Raw genomic sequence first — 19,049 nt, 5'->3', positions numbered from 1 at the left:
GACCGCCCTGGTGGTGATTCCGCCGGCGGCGGTCTGGCCCCCGATCCAGGCACTCAGGCGGCGCTACGACCGCCAGGTGCGGCGCTGGATGCCCCACATCAATGTGGTGTATCCCTTTCTGGTGCTGCAGGCGTTCGAGATTCCCCCCACAGCTCTAGCCGGCGGCACGTCCGTAAAGATGGGACCAGTGGCGCAGACGGTCGCCGTGCTCGGGACACAGCTGTTCCCAGGAAAAACGCCAGCGCCAGTTGCCCTCGGTAGTGCCCGGGGTGTTCATCCGGTGGCCCCGCCCCAGCCCGAGCACGTCCTGCATCGGCACGACGGCTACTGTGGCCACCGAAGCGAAGGCGCAGCGCATCAGCGCCCAGGGCATCGCCTCCTGGGGATTGCCCAGATAGTCGTAGATATGCCCTTTCTGTTCATCCGCAAGCGCTTCGAACCAGCTTAAGGTGGTATCGTTGTCGTGGGTGCCGGTATAGACCACCCGGTCGGCGCTGTGATTGTGGGGCAGATAGGGGTTGTCCGGTCCGCCGTCGAAGGCGAACTGCAGCACCAGCATCCCGGGGATGGCGAACTTGCGCCGCAGATCCTCAACTTCCGGGGTAATGATACCCAGATCCTCGGCCACCAGCGGCAGAGCGCCGAAACGATCGAAGAGCGCTTCCAGCAGCGCCTCCCCCGGTGCCTCGACCCAACGGCCGGCGGCGGCGGTTTCGGCCTCGGCGGGGATTTCCCAGTAGGCCTGGAAGCCGCGGAAGTGGTCGATGCGGATCCAGTCGAACAGCTCAAGCTGGGTGTGCAGGCGCTCGATCCACCAGGAGAAGCCGTCGCGCTGCAGCGCCTCCCAGTCATAGTGGGGATTGCCCCAGCGCTGGCCGGTGGCGGAGAAATAATCCGGCGGCACCCCGGCGACCACCCTGGGGTGGCCGGTTTCGTCCAGCTGGAAATAGCGGCGCTTGGCCCAGACATCGGCGCTGTCGGCGGCGACGAAGATGGGCATGTCGCCGAACAGCAGCACCCCGTGGCGGTGGGCGTGACGACGCAGTGCCTGCCATTGCCGGAAAAACACGAACTGCTCGAAACGCACCCGGTCCAGTTCGTGCGCCAGCTCCCGGCGGGCCCGGGACAGCGCCTCGGGATCGCGGTCCCGGTAAGGCCCGGGCCAGTCCCACCAGGCGCGCTGACCGAAGCGCGCCTTCAAAGCCATGAACAGAGCGAAATCCTCCAGCCAGTAATGGTGAAACTGGAGGAAATGGCGATAGTCTTCCGCCAGCCCCCGGTCGTCCCGGCGGAAGGCTTCGTGGGCTTCGCGCAGCGCCGCCAGACGGCCTGCTGCGGCCGCTTTCGCCCCCGGAATCCGTTCCGCCGCCAAAAGCCCCTTTTCCGCCAGCCAGTCGAGGTCGATCAGCAGTGGATTGCCGGCATGGGCCGACAGGCACTGGTAGGGCGAGCCGTCGCTGCCCGTGGGGTTGACCGGCAGCGTCTGCCACACGCTCAGGGCCTTATCGGCGAGAAACTCCACGAAACGGAACGCGTGCGCCCCCAGATCGCCGTTGCCCCCCTCTCCCGGCAAAGAGGTGATATGGAGCAGCACCCCGGCCCGACGCCGCTCCAGGACGCTGTTTTCCACCATCATCAGCGCACGAAGTGGATCTTCTGTCCCAGCATGTCGGGCGTGACGGTGACGATGCCGCCGGGGCTGACGTCGAAACGTTTCTTGTCTTCTTCCAGATCGTAGCCGATCTCCATCCCCTCGGGGATTTTGCAGCCGCCGTCGATGATGGCGCGGCGCACCTTGGCGTGGCGGCCGATGTTGACCTGGGGCAGCACCACCGAATGTTCCACCAGAGCCCAGGAGTTGACCCGCACGTTGGGAGACAGGATCGAATGGCGCACGGTGGAACCGGAGATGATGCAGCCGCCGCAGACCATGGAATCGAAAGCCTGGCCGACCCGGTCGTGGTCGCGGTCCTCGAACACGAACTTGGCCGGCGGCGCCTGTACCTGATAGGTCCAGATGGGCCATTCCTGGTCGTACAGGTTCAGTTCCGGGTTGACGCCGATCAGCTCCATGTTGGCGGACCAGTAGGAATCGATGGTCCCCACGTCGCGCCAGTAGTTCTGCACCCCGGTCTGGACGTTGAGGAAGGGATAGGCGAAGACCCGGTAGCTCTTGATGACTTTGGGAATGATGTCCTTGCCGAAGTCGTGGCTGGATTTGGGATCGTCGGCGTCCTTGATGAGCTGCTCGTAAAGGAAGTCGGCGTTGAAGATGTAGATCCCCATGGAAGCCAGGGCCATGTCGGGGCGGCCGGGAATGCAGGGGGGAGAGGCGGGTTTTTCGATGAAATCGACGATGCGGCTGTTCTCGTCCACCTGCATCACCCCAAAAGCGCTGGCGTCCTTGAGCGGCACCTCGATGCAGGCGATGGTCAGGTCGGCATCGTTCTCCACATGGTAAGCCAGCATGGCGCCGTAGTCCATCTTGTACACGTGGTCGCCGGCCAGCACCAGCACGTATTCGGGGCCGTAGTTGCGGACGATGTCGAGATTCTGGTAAATGGCGTCGGCGGTGCCCTTGTACCACTCGTCGTGGAGACGCTGCTGGGCCGGGAGGATGTCGATGAACTCGCCCAGCTCGCCGCGCAGGAAGCCCCAGCCTTTCTGGATGTGGCGGATCAGGGAATCGGCCTTGTACTGGGTCAGCACGCCGATGCGGCGGATGCCTGAATTGAGGCAGTTGGAAAGGGTGAAGTCGATGATACGGTACTTGCCGCCGAAGTGCACCGCCGGCTTGGCGCGCCATTCGGTGAGTTTGCGCAGGCGGGTCCCCCGGCCTCCGGCGAGGACCATGGCGACGGTTTGACGGGTCAGGCGGCTGACGAAACGGTTTGCAGACATACGGGATCTCCCTGGCCAGGCAGAATTTGTTACTATTTTTCGCACACAAGAACGAAAACGTCCAATCCATTATCAGAGAAGCGCCAAAGTGAACACAACCCTTTCGCCCGCCGAACCATTGCCGCCCGCTCTGGAACTGATCGTCCAGGCGCGCCATCACGATCCGTGCTCGGTCCTCGGACGCCACCACGAACAGGGCCGCGACATCGTCCGCGTGTTCCTGCCCGGGGCCCGGAGCGTTCGCATCGAGAACGGCCCGGAACTGCAGCGGATCGAAGGCACCGACCTGTTTCAGGCCGAGGTGGGCGACTGGGACCTCCCCCTGCATTACACCGTGATCTGGACCGACAAGGCCGGCAACACGCACCGCTACGTCGATCCCTACACGTTCATGCCGCAGATCCCGGACTTCGACCTGTACCTGTTCGGCACCGGCAAGCACTGGCACATCTACCGGGTGCTCGGCGCCCAGCGGCGCACCGTGGACGGCATCGACGGCACCCTGTTTGCGGTCTGGGCCCCCAACGCCGAGCGGGTCAGCGTGGTTGGCGACTTCAACGCCTGGGACGGCCGCCGCCATCCCATGCGCTGCCGCTACGACGCCGGGGTGTGGGAAATCTTTATTCCCGGCATCGGGGCGGGGGAGCTGTACAAATTCGAGATCCGCAACCGCCGCACCGGCAACGTGTTCGTCAAGACCGACCCCTACGGCCGCTTCTTCGAACTGCGTCCCAAGACCGCCGCCATCGTGGTCGAGGAAAGCGGCTACCCGTGGGGCGACCGGGACTGGCAGCAAAAACGCCGCCAGTGGGACTGGCAGCACGCGCCGATGTCCATCTACGAGGTGCATCTGGGCTCGTGGCGCCTGGCCGAGGACGGCGGTTTTCTGGACTATCGGGAACTGGCCCGCCAGCTGGTGCCCTACGTCAAGGAACAGGGTTTCACCCACATCGAACTGCTGCCGATCACCGAACATCCCCTGGACGCCTCCTGGGGCTATCAGACCACCGGCTACTACGCCCCCACCAGCCGCTTCGGCAAACCGGACGACTTCCGCTGGTTCGTGGACTACTGCCATCAGAACGGCATTGGCGTGATCCTCGACTGGGTGCCGGCCCACTTTCCCAAGGACGCCTGGGCCCTGGCCTGGTTCGACGGCGAACCCCTGTACGAACACGCCGACCCCCGCCGCGGCGAGCACCGCGACTGGGGCACCCTGATCTACGACTACGGCCGCAACGAGGTACGCAACTTCCTCCTCGGCAGCGCCATGTACTGGCTGGAGGAATTCCACATCGACGGCCTGCGGGTCGATGCGGTCGCTTCCATGCTGTACCTGGACTATTCCCGCGAACCGGGCGAGTGGGTCCCCAACCAGTACGGCGGCAACGAGAACCTGGAGGCCATCGCCTTCCTGCGCGAACTCAACTCGGTCACCCAGGAACAGCATTCCGGCTGCGTGGTGATCGCCGAGGAATCCACCGCCTGGCCCCAGGTGACCCGGCCGCCCTGGGTCGGCGGCCTCGGCTTTGCGATGAAGTGGAACATGGGCTGGATGCACGACACCCTGGCCTATTTCCAGCAGGATCCGATCTATCGCAAGTACCACCACGACCAGCTCACCTTCGGGCTGCTGTACGCCTTCACCGAAAACTTCGTCCTCCCCTTCTCCCACGACGAGGTGGTCCACGGCAAAGGTTCCATGCTGGGCAAGATGCCGGGAGACGAATGGCAGCGCTTCGCCAACCTGCGCCTGCTCTACACCTACATGCTCACCTATCCGGGCAAGAAACTGCTGTTCATGGGCAACGAGCTGGCCCAGCCGGCGGAGTGGAATTTCGACACCGAACTGGAGTGGCACCTGCTCCAGTACCCGTTGCACAAGGGCGTCCAGAGCCTGCTGGCGGACCTCAACCGCCTCTACCGCAGCCACCCGGAACTGTACCGCTACGATTTCCAGTCCCAGGGTTTCGAGTGGATCGACTGCCACGATTCGGCCCAGTCCACCCTCTCCTATCTGCGCAGGAGCGACGACGATTTCCTGCTCGTCGCCCTCAATTTCACCCCGGTGCCCCGCTACGACTACCGCCTCGGCGTGCCCGAGGCCGGCACCTACCAGGAAATCTTCAATTCCGATTCGAGCTATTACGGCGGCAGCAACGTCGGCAACGGCTGGGTGGAAGCCGAGGAAATCCCCTGGATGGGCCGCCCCTACTCCATCAGCCTGACCCTGCCGCCCCTGGCCGGCATCGTCCTGTGTCGTCAACCGCAAAAGTAACCTGCCTGTGAAAATCCTTTTCGTCGCCAGTGAACTGTATCCCCTGATCAAGACCGGGGGGCTTGCGGACGTGGCCGGCAGCCTGCCCAAGGCTCTGACCGAACTGGGCAAGGACGTGCGCGTCCTGCTGCCCGGCTACCAGTCAGTCAAGGAACAACTGCCCGATGCCCGCCCAGTGGCGGAACTGACCATCCTCGGCCGGCCGGTGCGCCTGCTTGCCGACACCGTCCCCGGCACCAAGACCCCTGTCTGGCTCCTCGACGCCCCGGTCTGGTTCGACCGTCCCGGCAATCCCTACCTGACCCCGGAGGGCGAACCCTGGCCCGACAACGATGTCCGTTTCGGCGCCCTGTGCTGGGCCGGGGTTGCACTCGCCTGCGGCCGCGCCGGCATCGACTGGCAGCCGGACGTAGTCCACTGCAACGACTGGCAGACCGGCCTGATCCCGGCGCTCTTGTCGCTGGGGCCGCAGCGGCCGGCATCGGTGTTCACCATCCACAATCTGGCCTACCAGGGGGTGTTCCCGGCCGAGTCGGTGGAAAAACTGCAGCTTCCCAAGGTGCTGTGGCATCCGGAAGGGCTGGAATTCCACCACCAGCTGTCGTTCATCAAGGGCGGGATCGTCTATGCCGACCGGGTCAACACCGTCAGCCCCACCTACGCCCGGGAAATCCAGACCCCGCGCTTCGGCTGCGGCCTGGAAGGGGTGCTCAGGGCCCGGGCCGAGCGCCTCAGCGGCATCCTCAACGGCATCGACACCGACAAGTGGAATCCGGCCACCGACCCCCTGATCGCCGCGAACTACGACAGCGACCACCTGGACGCCAAACAGGCCAACAAGCAGGCCCTGCAGGCCCACTTCGGGTTGTCCCAGGAAACCATCGTCCCGCTGATCGCCTTCATCGGCCGGCTGGTGTCCCAAAAAGGCGTCGATCTCATTCTCAAGGCCCTGCCGGGACTGCTGCAACACCCCCTGCAGTTCGTGTTCCTCGGCTCCGGCGACAGCGACTACGAACACAGCCTGCTGTACTGGTCCCGGCGCCAGCCGGACCAGGTCGCCGTCCACATCGGCTACGACGAGGCCCTGTCGCACCGGATCGAGGCCGGCGCCGACCTGTTCCTGATGCCGTCGCGCTTCGAGCCTTGCGGGCTCAACCAGATGTACAGCCAGCGCTACGGCACCCTTCCCATCGTCCACCGCACCGGGGGCCTGGCCGACACCGTCACCGACGCCATTCCCAGCCGGCTCGAAGAGGCCACGGGCCTCAGTTTCGATCACCCCGAGACCGGCGCCCTGGAGGAGGCGGTCAAGCGCGGCTGGCTGCTCTATGGGCAACCGGAATTGTGGCGGCGGCTGCAGCACAACGCCATGGCCCGGGATTTCTCCTGGCGTCGCAGCGCGGAAGCCTACTGCCGGCTATACTTGCAGGCCATGAGCGACCGCGATCCTACCTGACGATGCCGCTTTCCGCCTGGCTGGCCCTGGCGGTCACGGGGTTGTGCATCCTGCTGCTGGCCTGGGGCCGCTGGGCGCCGGAACTGGTTCTCAGCGGTGGCTTGACCCTGTTGCTGCTGGCCGGGGTCATCGACGTTCCCACCGCCCTGGCCGGACTGAGCCAGCCGAGCGTGGCCACCGTGGCGCTGATGTACGTGCTGGTGGCGGGCATCCGCGAGACCGGCGGGGTGGAAACCATCGTCCGCCATCTGCTCGGCCGGCCGCGCCATCCGGCCGGCACCCTGCTGCGGGTGGTGCTGCCGGTGTGGCTGTTGAGCGCTTTCCTCAACAACACCCCGGTGGTGACCACCTTCATTCCCGCGGTCCTCACCTGGGCCCGGCGCTTCAAGCTGCCGGTGGCCCGGCTGCTGCTGCCCCTCAGCTATGCCGCCATGCTCGGCGGCACCTGCACCCTGATCGGCACCAGCACCAATCTGGTGGTCAACGGCCTGCTGGCCCGGCGCCACCCGGAGCTGGCGCTAGGGCTGTTCGATCTGGCCTGGATCGGCGTGCCGGTGGGCCTTGCCGGCATCGCCTACCTGGTGGTGGCCGCCCGCTGGCTGCTTCCCGACCGTAACGGCGCCAGGCTGTTCGCCGATCCCAAGGAATACACCATCGAGATGGAGGTCGATCCCGCAGGCCCCCTGGTGGGGAAGACCATCGAGGCCGCCGGCCTGCGCCATCTGGGCGATGTCTATCTGGTGGAAATCGAACGCGACGGGGCCCTGCTGGCGGCGGTCGGACCCGGCGAGCGGCTGCGGGGCGGCGACCGCCTGGTGTTCGCCGGCAGCACCCACGCCGCCCTTGATCTGCAGCAGATCAAGGGACTGCGCCCCTCCACCCACAGCCGCTTCGGCCTCGCAGAGCATCCGGACCGCTGCATCGTCGAGGTGGTGGTGTCTCCGGATTGCGCCCTGATGGGCCAGACCATCCGCGACGGTCGCTTCCGCACCCTGTACGGCGCTGCGGTGCTGGCGGTGTGCCGCGAGGGCAAACGGGTGGAAGGCAACCTGGGTCGGATCCGGCTGCAGCCGGCCGACACCCTGCTGCTGGAAACCCGCCCCAGCTTCGTGGAACAGTACCGCCACGCCCGCGACTTCCTGCTGGTCAGCGAGGTGGACGGCCCCGCTCGGCCCCTGCATGAGAAAGCCTGGCTGGCCTGGTCGATCCTCGCCGCCGTGGTGGCGCTGGCCGCCAGCGGCGCCCTGGATCTCTTCAAGGCAGCCCTGGCCGGGGCGGCGGCCATGCTGGTCACCGGCTGCTGCACCTTCGCCAAGGCCCGCCGCAACGTCGATACCTCGGTGCTGCTGACCATCGCCGCCGCCTTCGGCTTGGGCAGCGCCCTGGAAACCAGCGGCGCCGGCCGCTTCCTCGCCGCCGGCCTGTTGCGGCTCAGCGATGACCCTTATGTGCTGCTGGCGCTGACCTACGGGCTGGTGACGCTGCTGACCTCGCTGATCAGCAACAACGCCGCGGCGGTGCTGGTGTTCCCGATCCTGATGGCGGCGGTGGAACACTTTCAGCTCAATCCCCTGCCCTATCTGGTGGTGCTGATGCTGGCCGCCTCCAGCAGCTTCGCCACCCCCATCGGCTACCAGACCAATCTGATGGTCTATGGTCCCGGCGGCTACCGCTTCCGCGATTATCTGCGCTGTGGCGGCGGCCTGACGCTCGTGGTCGGGCTGGTGGGGTTGTGGCTGGTACCGAAGCTCTGGCCGCTACGGTGACACCGGCCTGCCGGCGACGAAGGTCCGGCGGACATGACCGGAACCGGCCAGCTGCATGAGCACGAACAGCCGGGCCTCGAGCGTGGGGCAGCGCTGCAGGCGGGCATCGAGATAGTCGTCCCCACCGGGATCGAGGACGAAGAAGTCCGCCGCCTTGCCCGGCAGGAAATTGCCGATCTCCCCGCCCAGCTCCAGGGCCTCGGCCGCTCCCAGGGTCGCCAGGTACAGCAGCTGGGCGGCGGTCGGCGTCTCCCCCTGCAGCCGCTGGATCTTGTACGCCTCGGACAGCTCCTCCCAGACCGAAAGGTGCAGCCCGGCGCCGATGTCGCTGCCGAGCGCCAGGGGAATGCCGTGTTCCACGTGGCGGCGCAGGGGAAACAGGCCGCTGCCCAAAAACAGGTTGCTGCTGGGACAGTGGACGACCCGGCATTCGCTTTCCGCCATCCGTCTCAGCTCGGCGCTCTGGGGATGGATGTCGTGGGCCAGCAGGGTGCGCGGCCCCAGCAGACCGTAGCGCTCGTAAACGTCGAGATAGTTCCAGGCGTCGGGGAAGGCGCGCTGGACCGCGGCGATCTCCTCCAGAGTCTCGTTGATATGGGTCTGAAGGTACACCTGGGGATGGCGGCGGCGAAACTCGCCGCACATCGCCAGCAACTGCGGCGAGCAGGAGAGCGCGAAGCGGGGGGTGAGGGCCAGGTGCAGGCGGGGATCGCCGCCGTAGCGTTCCAGCAGGGTTTCGTTGGCCCACCAGGCCCGTTCCGGGGTGGTAAGCAGTTCGTCGGGCCCGTTGCGGTCCATCAGGGTGACGCCGGCGATGAGGCGCAGCCCCGCCTGCCCGGCCGCCTCGAACAGGGCCCCGGTGGCCTCCAGGTACTGGGAGCCGAAAACACAGGCGCAGGTCACCCCGCCGCGCAGCAGCCGCGCCACCAGCGCCCTGGCCACCCCGGCCGCATAGCCGGCGTCGCGGAAAGCGGCCTCCTCGGGATACACCGTCTCCCGCAGCCAGGACAGCAGACCGCGGTTGGCCGCCGCCACGGCGTAGTACTGGGGGAAGTGCAGATGGGCATCGATCAGGCCGGGAAGCAGCCAGGCGGCACCGAAATCGACCCGTTCGCCCGTCTCGGGGGCCTCTCCGGCACGCCCATAACCGGCGATCCGGCCGTCCCCGTCCACCCACAGGGCCCCGTCGGCGATGATTTCCAGGGCGTTTGGGCGGACGAAGGGGTTGCCGCGCAGATGCGCCAGGGTTCCCAGATAGACGGTGGTCATCGCACACCCAGCAACGCCGGCAGCTCGCGGATGGAGTCGATGACCGTATCCGGACGCACCCCGGAGGCGCGCACGAAAGCCTCGCGGTACTTGCCGGTCTTCACCAGGATCCCGGTCAGGCCCACCTGCTGGCCGCCGCCGACGTCGGTTTCGATGTCGTCACCGACCACCGCCACCGCCTCCGGCGGCAAGCCCATGTCCTCGAGGGCCATGCGGAAGAAATCCGGCGCCGGCTTGCCGAAGATGCGCGCCGCCTTGTTGCTGGCGTACTCGAGGGCGGCGACGAAGCCGCCGATGTCCATCTTCAGCCCGGTTTCCGTCTGCCAGAAACGGTTCTTGTGCACCGCCAGCAGCTCGGCGCCCGCGAACAGCAGGTTGAAGGCCCGGTTCAGAATCGCATAGTTCCAGCGTTCGCCGATGTCGCCGATGACCACATAATCGGCGCGCGCCTCCGACTGGGGAAAGACGGCGAAATCGCGGCGCACCTCGTCGGCCAGCAGCAGATGGCACACCGGCGTCCCCTGCGCCTGCAGGAAGCGCAACACCGCCTGGGGGGCACTGAAGATCTCCTCGCGGGCGACCTCGAATCCCAGACGGGTCAATTTGGCGTGAAGCGAGTCCAGGGAACGGGTGCTGGTGTTGGTGATGAAGCGGCAGACGTAGTACCGGCGCAGCAGGGGCAACACCTCCCGCGCACCTTCGATCACCTGGTCGCCGACGTAAAACACCCCGTCCAGATCGAGTAACAATCCGCGGATCCGGCTGAAATCGGTCATGACGGCCTTCGGGGGATGATCCTGGAAACATTCAGTTTACCATGCCGCCTCCAAGGCGGCGGCATGGTACCGGACTGGTATAATGGCGCGTTCTCGAAGCGCAACACAAGAGGGATGCCCATGTCCGAAGTACCTGTTTTCAAAACCGGTGAAGCCACCGTCTTCGCCAGCCACGACCAGGGCACCGACGCCATGCCCGAAGTGGTGCTGGGCGCGGTGGACGGTCCGGTCGGCACCGCCTTCGCCACCCTGATGGGGCAGACCGAAGGCCACACTCGCCTGTTCGCCATCCGCGCCTGCAATCAGCAGGTCAAACCGGCAACCCTGATGGTGCCCAAGGTGACCATGAAGAGCACCCAGTATATCAACCTGTTCTTCGGCGTGGTGCAGTCGGCCATCGCCGACGCGGTGCTGGATTCGGTCATCGACGGCGTCATCCCCAAGGACTGGGCCAAGAAGGTCTGCATCATCGTCAACGTCTGGCTCGATCCCTGGTGCGCCGAGCAGGAAAACCCCGACAAGAAGGACCTGTACCGCACCAATTACGAGGCCACCAAGCTGGCCATCAAACGCGCCATCGCCGGGGAACCCACCATCGACGAGCTGATCGAGAACCGCAACAAGATCCATCACGAAATGTACGATCCGGTCACCGGTGAGTCCAAATGGTGAGCGCCATGCATACCGTCACACTCATCCCCGGCGACGGCATCGGCCCGGAAATCACCGCCGCGGCGGTCAAGGTCATCGAGGCCAGCGGTGCACCGATCCAGTGGGACCGGCACCTCGCCGGCATGGCGGCGCTGGAGAAGTTCGGCACCCCGCTGCCGGAGGAGACCCTTGAATCCTTCCGCCGCAACAAGGTGGCCCTCAAGGCGCCGCTCACCACGCCGGTGGGCGGCGGCTACCGCAGCGTCAATGTCACCCTGCGCCAGGAATTCGATCTGTTCGCCAACGTGCGTCCGGCCATGTCCTTCGAAGGCACCCGGGCCCGCTTCGACGACGTCAACCTGGTGACGGTGCGTGAGAACACCGAAGGGCTGTACGCCGGCATCGAGCACTTCATCAAGGCCGAAGGCAAGACCATCGCCGCCGAGAGCATCGCCCTGGTGACCCGCACCGGCTGCGAGCGCATCGTCGATTACGCCTTCCGCTATGCCCGCCAGACCGGGCGCAAAAAGGTGGCCATCGTCCACAAGGCCAACATCCTCAAGTGCACCTCCGGCCTGTTCCTGGAGATCGGCCGCGAGGTGGCCAAGCGTTATCCCGACATCGAATGCGAGGATCGCATCGTCGATGCCTGCGCCATGCAGATGGTGATGGACCCGGGCCAGTTCGACGTCATCGTCACCACCAATCTGTTCGGCGACATCCTCTCGGACCTGGCCTCCGGCCTCGTCGGCGGCCTGGGGCTGACCGCCGGCGCCAACATCGGCCGGGAAGCGGCCATGTTCGAGGCGGTCCACGGCAGCGCCCCGGACATCGCGGGCAAGGGCATCGCCAATCCCACCGCCCTCATCATGGCCGGGGTGATGATGCTCGAACACCTGGGCGAACAGGCGACGGCCCGCCGCATCGAACAGGCGGTCCGCGCCGTCATCAAGGAAGGCAAACACGTCACCCCCGACCTCAAACCGGGATCGACCTGCACCACCCAGGAAATGGCCGACGCCATCGTCGCCGAACTGCAGTCTTGACCAAACCGGCGGCCCGGGCCGCCGGTTCCCTTTCCCCGTCAGCGGTGCTACCATGCGATTCCTTGGTCACTCTGAGGAATCTGCCATGGGTTCTTTCCTAGATTTCGACCCCAACGCCACCGGCTATCATGGCCGCAATGCCCTGGCGCTCGGCCTGGCGGCCGACCTGGCCTACGAAACCCGCCCCAAAGTGCTCGACACCCTGGACCGCTGGGGCTTCCCGCAAACCCGGTGGCTGGACAAAAACGGGACCCAGGGCTATCTGGCGGCCAACGACCGCATGATGCTCATCGCCTTCCGCGGCACCGAGCTGCGCGACCTGCGCGACATCCTCACCGACGCCAACGTCGTCCTGACACCCGGCCCGGTCGGCCAGGTCCATTACGGCTTTTTGCGGGCCCTGAACGGCATTTGGGAGCCGATCGAGCACTGGATGCAAAGCGTATATCAAGGCCAGCCGATCTGGCTCTGCGGCCACAGTCTCGGGGCGGCCCTGGCCACGCTCGCCGCCGGCCGGCTGGCGTTCGATCCGGCTTTCGACCTCCGCCTGCAGGGGCTTTACACCTTCGGCTCCCCCCGGGTGGGAAACGAAGTGTTCGCCGATCGGTTCAACCAGCGCTGCCGGCGCATAACCTTCCGTTTCCACAACAACAACGACGTGGTCACCCGCGTCCCCCCTCCCGGAATCCTCGGCTGGGATTACCGCCACGTGGGCCGGCTCTGTTATTTCGATGCCAAGGGGAGGCTGCGCTTCTCCATGTCCTGGTGGGAAATGCTCTGGGACCGGCTCCGGGGCCATCTTGACGATCTGGGCAAGCCCGGAACCGACGGGATGAAGGATCACGCCATGACCGCCTATCTGCGATGTCTGCGAAAAAACGTCAACATCATGCCGTGACCCGCGAACACCCGCCCGAAATCGACAAGCTGCTCCGCGACATCGAGTGGGAGCTGGATCTGACCAGAAAGGAGATTGGCAAGGACCGCTTCGACCCGAGGGTGATGGAAGCGATCGCCGCCGTGCGGCGACACGAGTTCGTGCCGGAGGAATCGCGCCGCTACGCCTACGATGACGGACCGCTGCCGATCGGCTTCGGTCAGACCGTCTCCCAACCCTTCATCGTCGCCCTCATGACCGACCTGCTCGAACCGAAACCCGGGGACGTAGTGCTGGAGGTCGGCACCGGCTCCGGCTATCAGACCGCCATTCTGGCCAGGCTTGTCAAAAAAGTTTACAGCGTCGAAATCATCGGCGCCCTGGCGGAACAGGCCCGCGAACGCCTGCGCAAACTGGGCATCGACAACGTCGAGATCAAGGTGGGGGACGGTTACTATGGCTGGCCGGAACACGCGCCCTACGACAAGATCATCGTCACGGCCGCCGCCCCCAGGATCCCGCCGCCCCTGATCGAGCAGCTCAAGCCCGGCGGGCGGCTGGTGATCCCCGTGGGCGAGCCGTTCGGTTACCAGATGCTCAAGGTGGTCGACAAGGACGAAAGCGGCCGCCTGGAAACCCGCGACGTGCTGGGCGTCGCCTTCGTCCCCCTGACCGGCGACGGGGTGGAGAAAAACGGCTGCGACGATACCGGAACAGCCCGTAATCCGCCCCCGTAAGGCGAAACCGCAGACCGCCCATCCCGGACGCGCGCTGCCCAAGGTCACAGCAGAATGACGATACTGGTACCGTTCACCTCCACCGGCCGCTGCCACTCCCGGGTGATGCGTTCGGCGCAGGCGCGGGCCTCCTGGGGGTCGTCGAAGAAGGCGGCGAGCATGCCGGCCATTTCGTAGGTGTAACCGTGAAACGATTGAACCAGGCGTTTGAGTTGATGTTGCATGGGACAATCCTCCTTAAGAACGATGTTTCTGCCATAACTCAGGCAACAAGCCTGCCATTCCTGAAAACCCATTGAAATTCAGACTGTTTCCTGTTTCTCAACCGAAAGGCACGGACATCGGCAGCATTTTTGTCAAATCTTCTTGACAATTTTGACCGGCCCGTCCCCGGTATAATAGGCAGCATGTATCTGGCCCGTGACTTCATCGAAACCCCGGAAGGACTGGTCTTCGCCGTGACCCTGAGCGGCACCGAGGACGGCCGGGTCATCGCCTGCCTGCGCTACCGCCCCCGGGCCGGCGGCTGGGCCAAGGTCGGCAGCCTGGAGGCGATCGGGCTGTTGCGGGACCGCTTCCCTCGATACCTCTACCATTCGCCGCGGCGCGATGTGACCCTGCAGGCGGTTCCCTGCGAGCGAATCCGCCGCCACTGGCACCCCCGGACGCGGCTGAGGGAACTTTTGGCGCAGGAGCGTGATGATCCCCTGCTCCGGCGTCTGCAGCGCCTGACCGCCCGCCTGGCCGATTGCGGTATCGCCACGGAACACCTGGGGATAACCGGCTCGCTCCTGCTCGGCTGTCACCGCCCCGACTCCGACCTGGACCTGGTCTGCTACCACCGCGACACCTTCCACCAGGCCCGGGCGGCGGTGCGCGACCTGACCGCAGCCGGGCGGCTGCAACCCTTGTCCGAGCCCCTGTGGCGCACCACCTGGCAGCGGCGCGGCCGGCCCCTGGATTTTCCCACCTGGCTGTGGCACGAACGCCGCAAGTTCAACAAGGGCGCCATCGACGGCACCAAGTTCGATCTGATGCTGGTGGAGGAAAGTCCGGCGCCGGAAACCGGGCAGCGCTGGCGCAAGGCGGGTTACCTCACCCTGCAGGCCACCGTGATCGACGACGGCGACGCTTTCGCCACCCCGGCCCGCTACCGGCTCGACCACCCGCAGATCCCTGAAGTGCTGTGCTTCACCGCCACCTATCTGGGCCAGGCCCGGCGCGGGGAGCGGGTGGAGGTCCGCGGCCGGCTGGAAATCTCGGAGGCCGGCGACCGCCGTGTTATCGTAGGGGCCAGCCGCGAGGCACCCGGCGAATACGTCAAAGTCATGAGGTGAATCCGATGCGCGAACGACTGCGTCAGCTTTACACGCCCTTTCTGAAACTGTGGCGCGAGGGACCGGAAACGGAGGCGGTCGCACCGGCGGAAGACGGCGTTATCGACCCGCCCACCTACGCAGTCCTGGAGGTGCCGGCCCTGTACGAAGCTCTGGACACCGCCCGGACCCAGGTGGGCAAGGCGACACTGCACCGCAGCCTGGCCCGCCCCTTGCGCGATGCCGAGCTGATCCGCGCCAGACAGGCCGCGCTGCGGGAACTGCAGGACAATCCCGAGCTGCGCCGGCAGCTGGCGGATCTGCTCGCCAACGCCGCCCGCCGCGACCGCGAGCCCGAGTTCTACAAGCTGCTCTACTGCAACTTCCTCGGCGGCATCGGTGCCCCGGTCAGCGGCCGCGACCTGCGCGGCTACGGCTACGAGGCCTACGTCAACGGCACCCGTTTCGTGCTCGAAAGCGTCGACCAGGCCCAACATCTGCCCGAGCCCCAAAGCCCCTATCTCCAGGAACTTCTGGCCTGCCTGAGAAACTTCGCCCACAGCCGTGCCTACCGCCTCATGACCGGCCCGGTCTACCGCACCGAAAAGCGGCTGTTGACCCGGGAGGAAAAGGGCTGGCTGCCGGCGATCCGCTTCCGCCCTTCCCTGTTCAAACCGGTCTTCATCGCCGGTCTGGTCGGCGCCCTGCTGGCGGCCTGGGCGGGGCTGCCGGCGCTGCTGAACATGAGCCGCCCGGCCATCGGGGTGCTGTGGCTGTTCCTGTTACCCATCGGCGCCTTCTATCCCCACCTGGTGGGGACCTTCGACCGCGACAAGTTCATCTATCCCCTGCGCCGCCTGTTCCGGGAAGACCCCGACGTCCAGCAACTGCTGGAGACGATCGGCTATCTGGACGAGCTGTTGGCCCTGCACCGCTTCGCCGAGGACTTCGGCCATCCCACCTGCCTGCCGGAGATCCTCGACGACGGCCACCACCGCTTCGTCGCCCGGGAACTGCGCAATCCCATTCTCGGCAAGGGCAATCCCGCCTACGTCCCCAACGACATCGAGCTGGACCGGCACCGCCTCACCTTCATCACCGGCCCCAACAGCGGTGGCAAGACCGCCATCTGCAAGACCATCGCCCAATCGCAGCTGCTGGCCCAGATCGGCGCCTACGTGCCGGCCCGCGAGGCCCGGATGACCGTAGCCGACCGCATCTTCTATCAGGTGCCGGAAGTCAGCCAGCTGACCTCCGGAGAGGGGCGCTTCGCCACCGAACTGCGCCACACCAAGGAAATCTTTCTCGCCGCCACCCCGAGAAGCCTGGTCATCCTCGACGAACTGGCCGAAGGCACCACCTACGAGGAACGCCTCAAGATCTCCTACGACATCATGGAAGGCTTCCACAAAAAGGGTTGCACCACCCTCCTGGTGACCCACAACCATCAGCTGGTGGACAAGTTCATCGAACAGGGCATCGGCCAGGCCAAACAGGTGGAATTCGTGGGCGACCACCCGACCCACCGCCTCATCGACGGCATCTCCCGGGTCAGCCATGCCGACCGGGTCGCCAAGGAGGTCGGCTTTTCCAAGGAGGACATCGACCGCTACCTCGGGGAGGAAAGCCCGTGACCCGTCCGGCGGAACTGCTCAAGCTGATAAGCTGCGGCGTCTATGTCATCGGCGTGGCGGCGGGCGAGACCCGCAACGCCTTCACCGCCGCCTGGGTGATGCAGGTTTCCTTCGATCCCCTGCTGATCGCCCTCAGCATCAATCCCAACCACCGCTCCTACGCCCTTCTCAAGCAGGGGGACGGTTTCACCGTCAACGTGCTGGCGAAGGATCAACTGGAACTGGCGCGCCACTTCGGCCAGCCCGGCGACATCGACAAGCTGGCCGGCGTCCCCTGGCTGGCGGGTCACTGCGGCGCGCCGATCCTCACCGACGCCCTGGCCTGGCTCGACTGCGACTTCCACCACGAATGTCCCGCCGGCGACCACCGGGTGGTGATGGGGCGGGTCGTCGGCGGCGCGATCCAGCGCCTGGGGGAACCGCTGTTGTACCGTGACACCGGCGACATGGATGGCGCCAGCCGGCTGTTCCCCGAGCGCTTCTAGGACGCCCCGTCCCGTGAGAGAGGATGCCGGTTATCCGTGAGATAACTCCAATGTTACCGCCCTTCCGCGCCGTCGTCCTCGATCTGGACGGCCTGCTGCTCGACACCGAGGCCGGTTATCTGCGCGCCTGGCGTCAGACCGCCGCCGCGCTGGGATTCGAACTCGACGATCCTCTGGCCCGGCGCCTGAGCGGTCAGAGCATCGACCGCATCGCCAACATCCTGAAAGAAGCCTTCGGCCCCGGCTTCGATTTCGAGCGCTTCCAGCGTTTGAGCGCCGAACACTGGCGCCGTCAGGTCGAAGCGGAAGGCATCGCCACCCGTCCCGGCTATGGGGCGCTGATGGCGGTGCTGCGGCAGTATGCGATCCCCTATCTGGTCGCCACCAACAGCCGCCGCCCCTATGCGGAAAAATGCCTTGAACTGGCCGGCATCAAGGCTGAGATCCCCGAACTGGTCTGCCGCGACGAGGTCGAATCCGGCAAACCCGCACCGGAAATCTATCAGCTCGCCTGTGCGCGGCTGGGGCAGGCACCCGGCGACTGTTTGGCGGTCGAAGATTCCCACACCGGCCTGCTGGCGGCGGCCCGGGCCGGTACCCGGCCGGTCTGGATTCCGGGCGAATACCGCCCCCCGGAAGAACTGCGGCTGGCCGCCCATACTTTCGAATCGTTGCAACAGCTTGCCGATGCCATCGCGACAATCGTCTGATCCCCGCATCTGGCTGGTGGTCGGAGAAAAGCTGGGCGACAACGCCCAGGTACGCGCCATCGCCGATGCCCTGGGGCTTCCGTGTGAATGGAAGATCCTGCGCTGCAAGCCCGCCTACCAGGAAGGCAAGCCACGGGTGCGCCCCACCCTGAGCCATCTGGATCTTGAACGTTCGGATCCGCTGACGCCCCTCTGGCCGGAGCTGATCCTCACCATCGGCCGCCGCCCTTTAAGCGCCGCCCTGTGGATCAAACGACAGAGCGGCGGGCGCAGCCGGATCGTCGTGCTGGGGCGGCCCCAAGGCGGATGGGCCCCTTACGATCTCATCGTCACCGCCGCCCACTATCCCCTACCCCCCGATCCGCGGGTGCTCGAACTCAAGTTTCCGCTCATTTTTCCCGACCGGGAAAGAATCGAGGCGGCCCGCACGGCCTGGGCCGACCGCCTCGCCGATCTGCCGCGGCCGCTGGTTCCGGTCCTGATCGGCGGCCGCACCCGCCCCTACCGCTTCGGCCGGACCGAGGCCGAGACCCTGATCGAACACAGCCGCTGCCTGGTCGGCAGGGGCACGCCGTTCTTTTGCACCAGCCGGCGCACCAAGGCCCCGGTCCGGGAAGCGATCCGCGCCAGCGGCCTGCCCTACTACGACTGGCATGAAGGCGGCGATAATCCCTACTTCGGCCTGCTGGCCCACGGCGATGCCTTCGTCGTCACCGGCGACAGCGTTTCCATGATGATGGAAGTGGCGCGCCTAGGCAAACCACTGGCGATCTTTCCGCTGCCGGTGCAATATCCACGGCTGCACGCCTGGGCCCGGAGGCTGAGGCGAGGGCTGCTCTATCACCCGCACCCCGGCAGCATTCGGGCCCGGCTCGGCCAGCTGCTGTTCCGTCTGGGACTGATCGGCTACGAACGCCGCCTGGAGAACATCCATCAGCACCTCTACCACAGCGGCGCCGCCCTGCCTTTGGGTCAGGGCGACATCCTGCCCCTGTCACCGCCGCCGATCGAAGACGAACTGCCCAAGGTAACGCGGCGCATCCGGGCGCTTCTGGGCGTTTAAGCCCCGGAAAAACAATGCCAAAAGTCATCCCACCCTGCGTTCTTCGTTGCAAAAATGCTATTATTTGTTGTCCATCGGCAATTC

At 65.9% G+C, this 19,049-nt stretch carries 17 protein-coding genes and 1 pseudogene; 13 read left to right on the top strand and 5 right to left on the bottom strand.

Going from position 1 to position 19,049, the window contains the following annotated elements; translation table 11 throughout:
• Positions 1 to 10: 10 nt before the first annotated feature.
• Positions 11 to 124 (top strand): annotated as a pseudogene (locus tag MCIT9_RS13670) (2'-5' RNA ligase family protein); the annotation flags it as partial.
• 30 nt (positions 125 to 154) lie between these two features.
• On the opposite strand, the gene malQ reads toward MCIT9_RS13670, so the two are convergent.
• Complete coding sequence (malQ, locus tag MCIT9_RS06730; RefSeq protein ID WP_317706634.1) at positions 155 to 1,636, bottom strand: 4-alpha-glucanotransferase; 1,482 nt, start codon at positions 1,634 to 1,636, stop codon at positions 155 to 157.
• Entirely contained in the window at positions 1,636 to 2,901 is a 1,266-nt protein-coding gene (gene glgC, locus MCIT9_RS06725) for a glucose-1-phosphate adenylyltransferase (RefSeq protein WP_317706633.1), read from the bottom strand. Before glgC ends, malQ begins: the two co-directional genes overlap by 1 nt.
• Before the next feature lie 88 nt (positions 2,902 to 2,989).
• Here glgC and glgB point away from each other — a divergent pair, with 88 nt between their 5' ends.
• The 3 genes from glgB to MCIT9_RS06710 are packed head-to-tail and all read left to right on the top strand — an operon-like array spanning position 2,990 to position 8,401.
• Positions 2,990 to 5,179, top strand: coding sequence for a 1,4-alpha-glucan branching protein GlgB (gene glgB, locus MCIT9_RS06720; RefSeq protein WP_317706632.1), 2,190 nt, complete (start codon positions 2,990 to 2,992; stop codon positions 5,177 to 5,179).
• Between the two features lie 7 nt (positions 5,180 to 5,186).
• A complete protein-coding gene (gene glgA, locus MCIT9_RS06715) occupies positions 5,187 to 6,635 on the top strand; it encodes a glycogen synthase GlgA (protein WP_317706631.1) in 1,449 nt (482 codons plus the stop codon).
• A 2-nt stretch (positions 6,636 to 6,637) separates the two neighbouring features.
• On the top strand, positions 6,638 to 8,401 hold the full coding sequence (locus MCIT9_RS06710; protein WP_317706630.1) for an SLC13 family permease: 1,764 nt from the start codon (positions 6,638 to 6,640) through the stop codon (positions 8,399 to 8,401).
• Here the strand turns inward: MCIT9_RS06710 and guaD are convergent.
• Positions 8,393 to 9,670: a guanine deaminase gene (guaD, locus tag MCIT9_RS06705; protein WP_317706629.1), complete on the bottom strand. Its 1,278-nt coding sequence runs from the start codon at positions 9,668 to 9,670 to the stop codon at positions 8,393 to 8,395. The genes MCIT9_RS06710 and guaD overlap by 9 nt on opposite strands.
• Complete coding sequence (locus MCIT9_RS06700) at positions 9,667 to 10,446, bottom strand: TIGR01458 family HAD-type hydrolase (protein ID WP_317706628.1); 780 nt, start codon at positions 10,444 to 10,446, stop codon at positions 9,667 to 9,669. Before MCIT9_RS06700 ends, guaD begins: the two co-directional genes overlap by 4 nt.
• A 120-nt stretch (positions 10,447 to 10,566) precedes the next feature.
• Here MCIT9_RS06700 and fae point away from each other — a divergent pair, with 120 nt between their 5' ends.
• From fae to MCIT9_RS06680, 4 genes are all read left to right on the top strand, one after another.
• Positions 10,567 to 11,118: a formaldehyde-activating enzyme gene (gene fae, locus MCIT9_RS06695; protein ID WP_317706627.1), complete on the top strand. Its 552-nt coding sequence runs from the start codon at positions 10,567 to 10,569 to the stop codon at positions 11,116 to 11,118.
• Between the two features lie 5 nt (positions 11,119 to 11,123).
• Positions 11,124 to 12,143, top strand: a complete 1,020-nt coding sequence (locus MCIT9_RS06690) for an isocitrate/isopropylmalate dehydrogenase family protein (protein WP_317706626.1) — start codon at positions 11,124 to 11,126, stop codon at positions 12,141 to 12,143.
• A gap of 85 nt (positions 12,144 to 12,228) precedes the next feature.
• On the top strand, positions 12,229 to 13,041 hold the full coding sequence (locus tag MCIT9_RS06685; RefSeq protein ID WP_317706625.1) for a lipase family protein: 813 nt from the start codon (positions 12,229 to 12,231) through the stop codon (positions 13,039 to 13,041).
• Entirely contained in the window at positions 13,038 to 13,757 is a 720-nt protein-coding gene (locus MCIT9_RS06680; RefSeq protein ID WP_317706624.1) for a protein-L-isoaspartate(D-aspartate) O-methyltransferase, read from the top strand. The genes MCIT9_RS06685 and MCIT9_RS06680 overlap by 4 nt, the downstream gene beginning before the upstream one ends.
• A gap of 44 nt (positions 13,758 to 13,801) precedes the next feature.
• Here the strand turns inward: MCIT9_RS06680 and MCIT9_RS06675 are convergent, their stop codons facing one another.
• Positions 13,802 to 13,981: a hypothetical protein gene (locus MCIT9_RS06675; protein WP_317706623.1), complete on the bottom strand. Its 180-nt coding sequence runs from the start codon at positions 13,979 to 13,981 to the stop codon at positions 13,802 to 13,804.
• 183 nt (positions 13,982 to 14,164) lie between these two features.
• Between MCIT9_RS06675 and MCIT9_RS06670 the strand changes: the two genes are divergently transcribed.
• From MCIT9_RS06670 to MCIT9_RS06650, 5 genes are read left to right on the top strand one after another with little or no spacing between them, the layout of a single operon-like run.
• Entirely contained in the window at positions 14,165 to 15,094 is a 930-nt protein-coding gene (locus tag MCIT9_RS06670; protein ID WP_317706622.1) for a hypothetical protein, read from the top strand.
• 5 nt (positions 15,095 to 15,099) lie between these two features.
• Positions 15,100 to 16,707, top strand: a complete 1,608-nt coding sequence (locus tag MCIT9_RS06665; protein WP_317706621.1) for a MutS-related protein — start codon at positions 15,100 to 15,102, stop codon at positions 16,705 to 16,707.
• On the top strand, positions 16,704 to 17,192 hold the full coding sequence (locus MCIT9_RS06660; RefSeq protein WP_317706620.1) for a flavin reductase family protein: 489 nt from the start codon (positions 16,704 to 16,706) through the stop codon (positions 17,190 to 17,192). Before MCIT9_RS06665 ends, MCIT9_RS06660 begins: the two co-directional genes overlap by 4 nt.
• A 50-nt stretch (positions 17,193 to 17,242) precedes the next feature.
• Positions 17,243 to 17,902, top strand: coding sequence for an HAD family hydrolase (locus MCIT9_RS06655; protein ID WP_317706619.1), 660 nt, complete (start codon positions 17,243 to 17,245; stop codon positions 17,900 to 17,902).
• Entirely contained in the window at positions 17,880 to 18,965 is a 1,086-nt protein-coding gene (locus MCIT9_RS06650; RefSeq protein ID WP_317706618.1) for a mitochondrial fission ELM1 family protein, read from the top strand. The genes MCIT9_RS06655 and MCIT9_RS06650 overlap by 23 nt, the downstream gene beginning before the upstream one ends.
• Positions 18,966 to 19,049 lie beyond the last annotated feature (84 nt).

Origin of the sequence: Methylomarinovum caldicuralii (assembly GCF_033126985.1) — a bacterium.
GTDB lineage: Bacteria > Pseudomonadota > Gammaproteobacteria > Methylococcales > Methylothermaceae > Methylohalobius > Methylohalobius caldicuralii.
The sequence above is the reverse complement of the archived record's forward strand: the minus strand, read 5'-3'. Positions and strand labels throughout refer to the sequence as shown.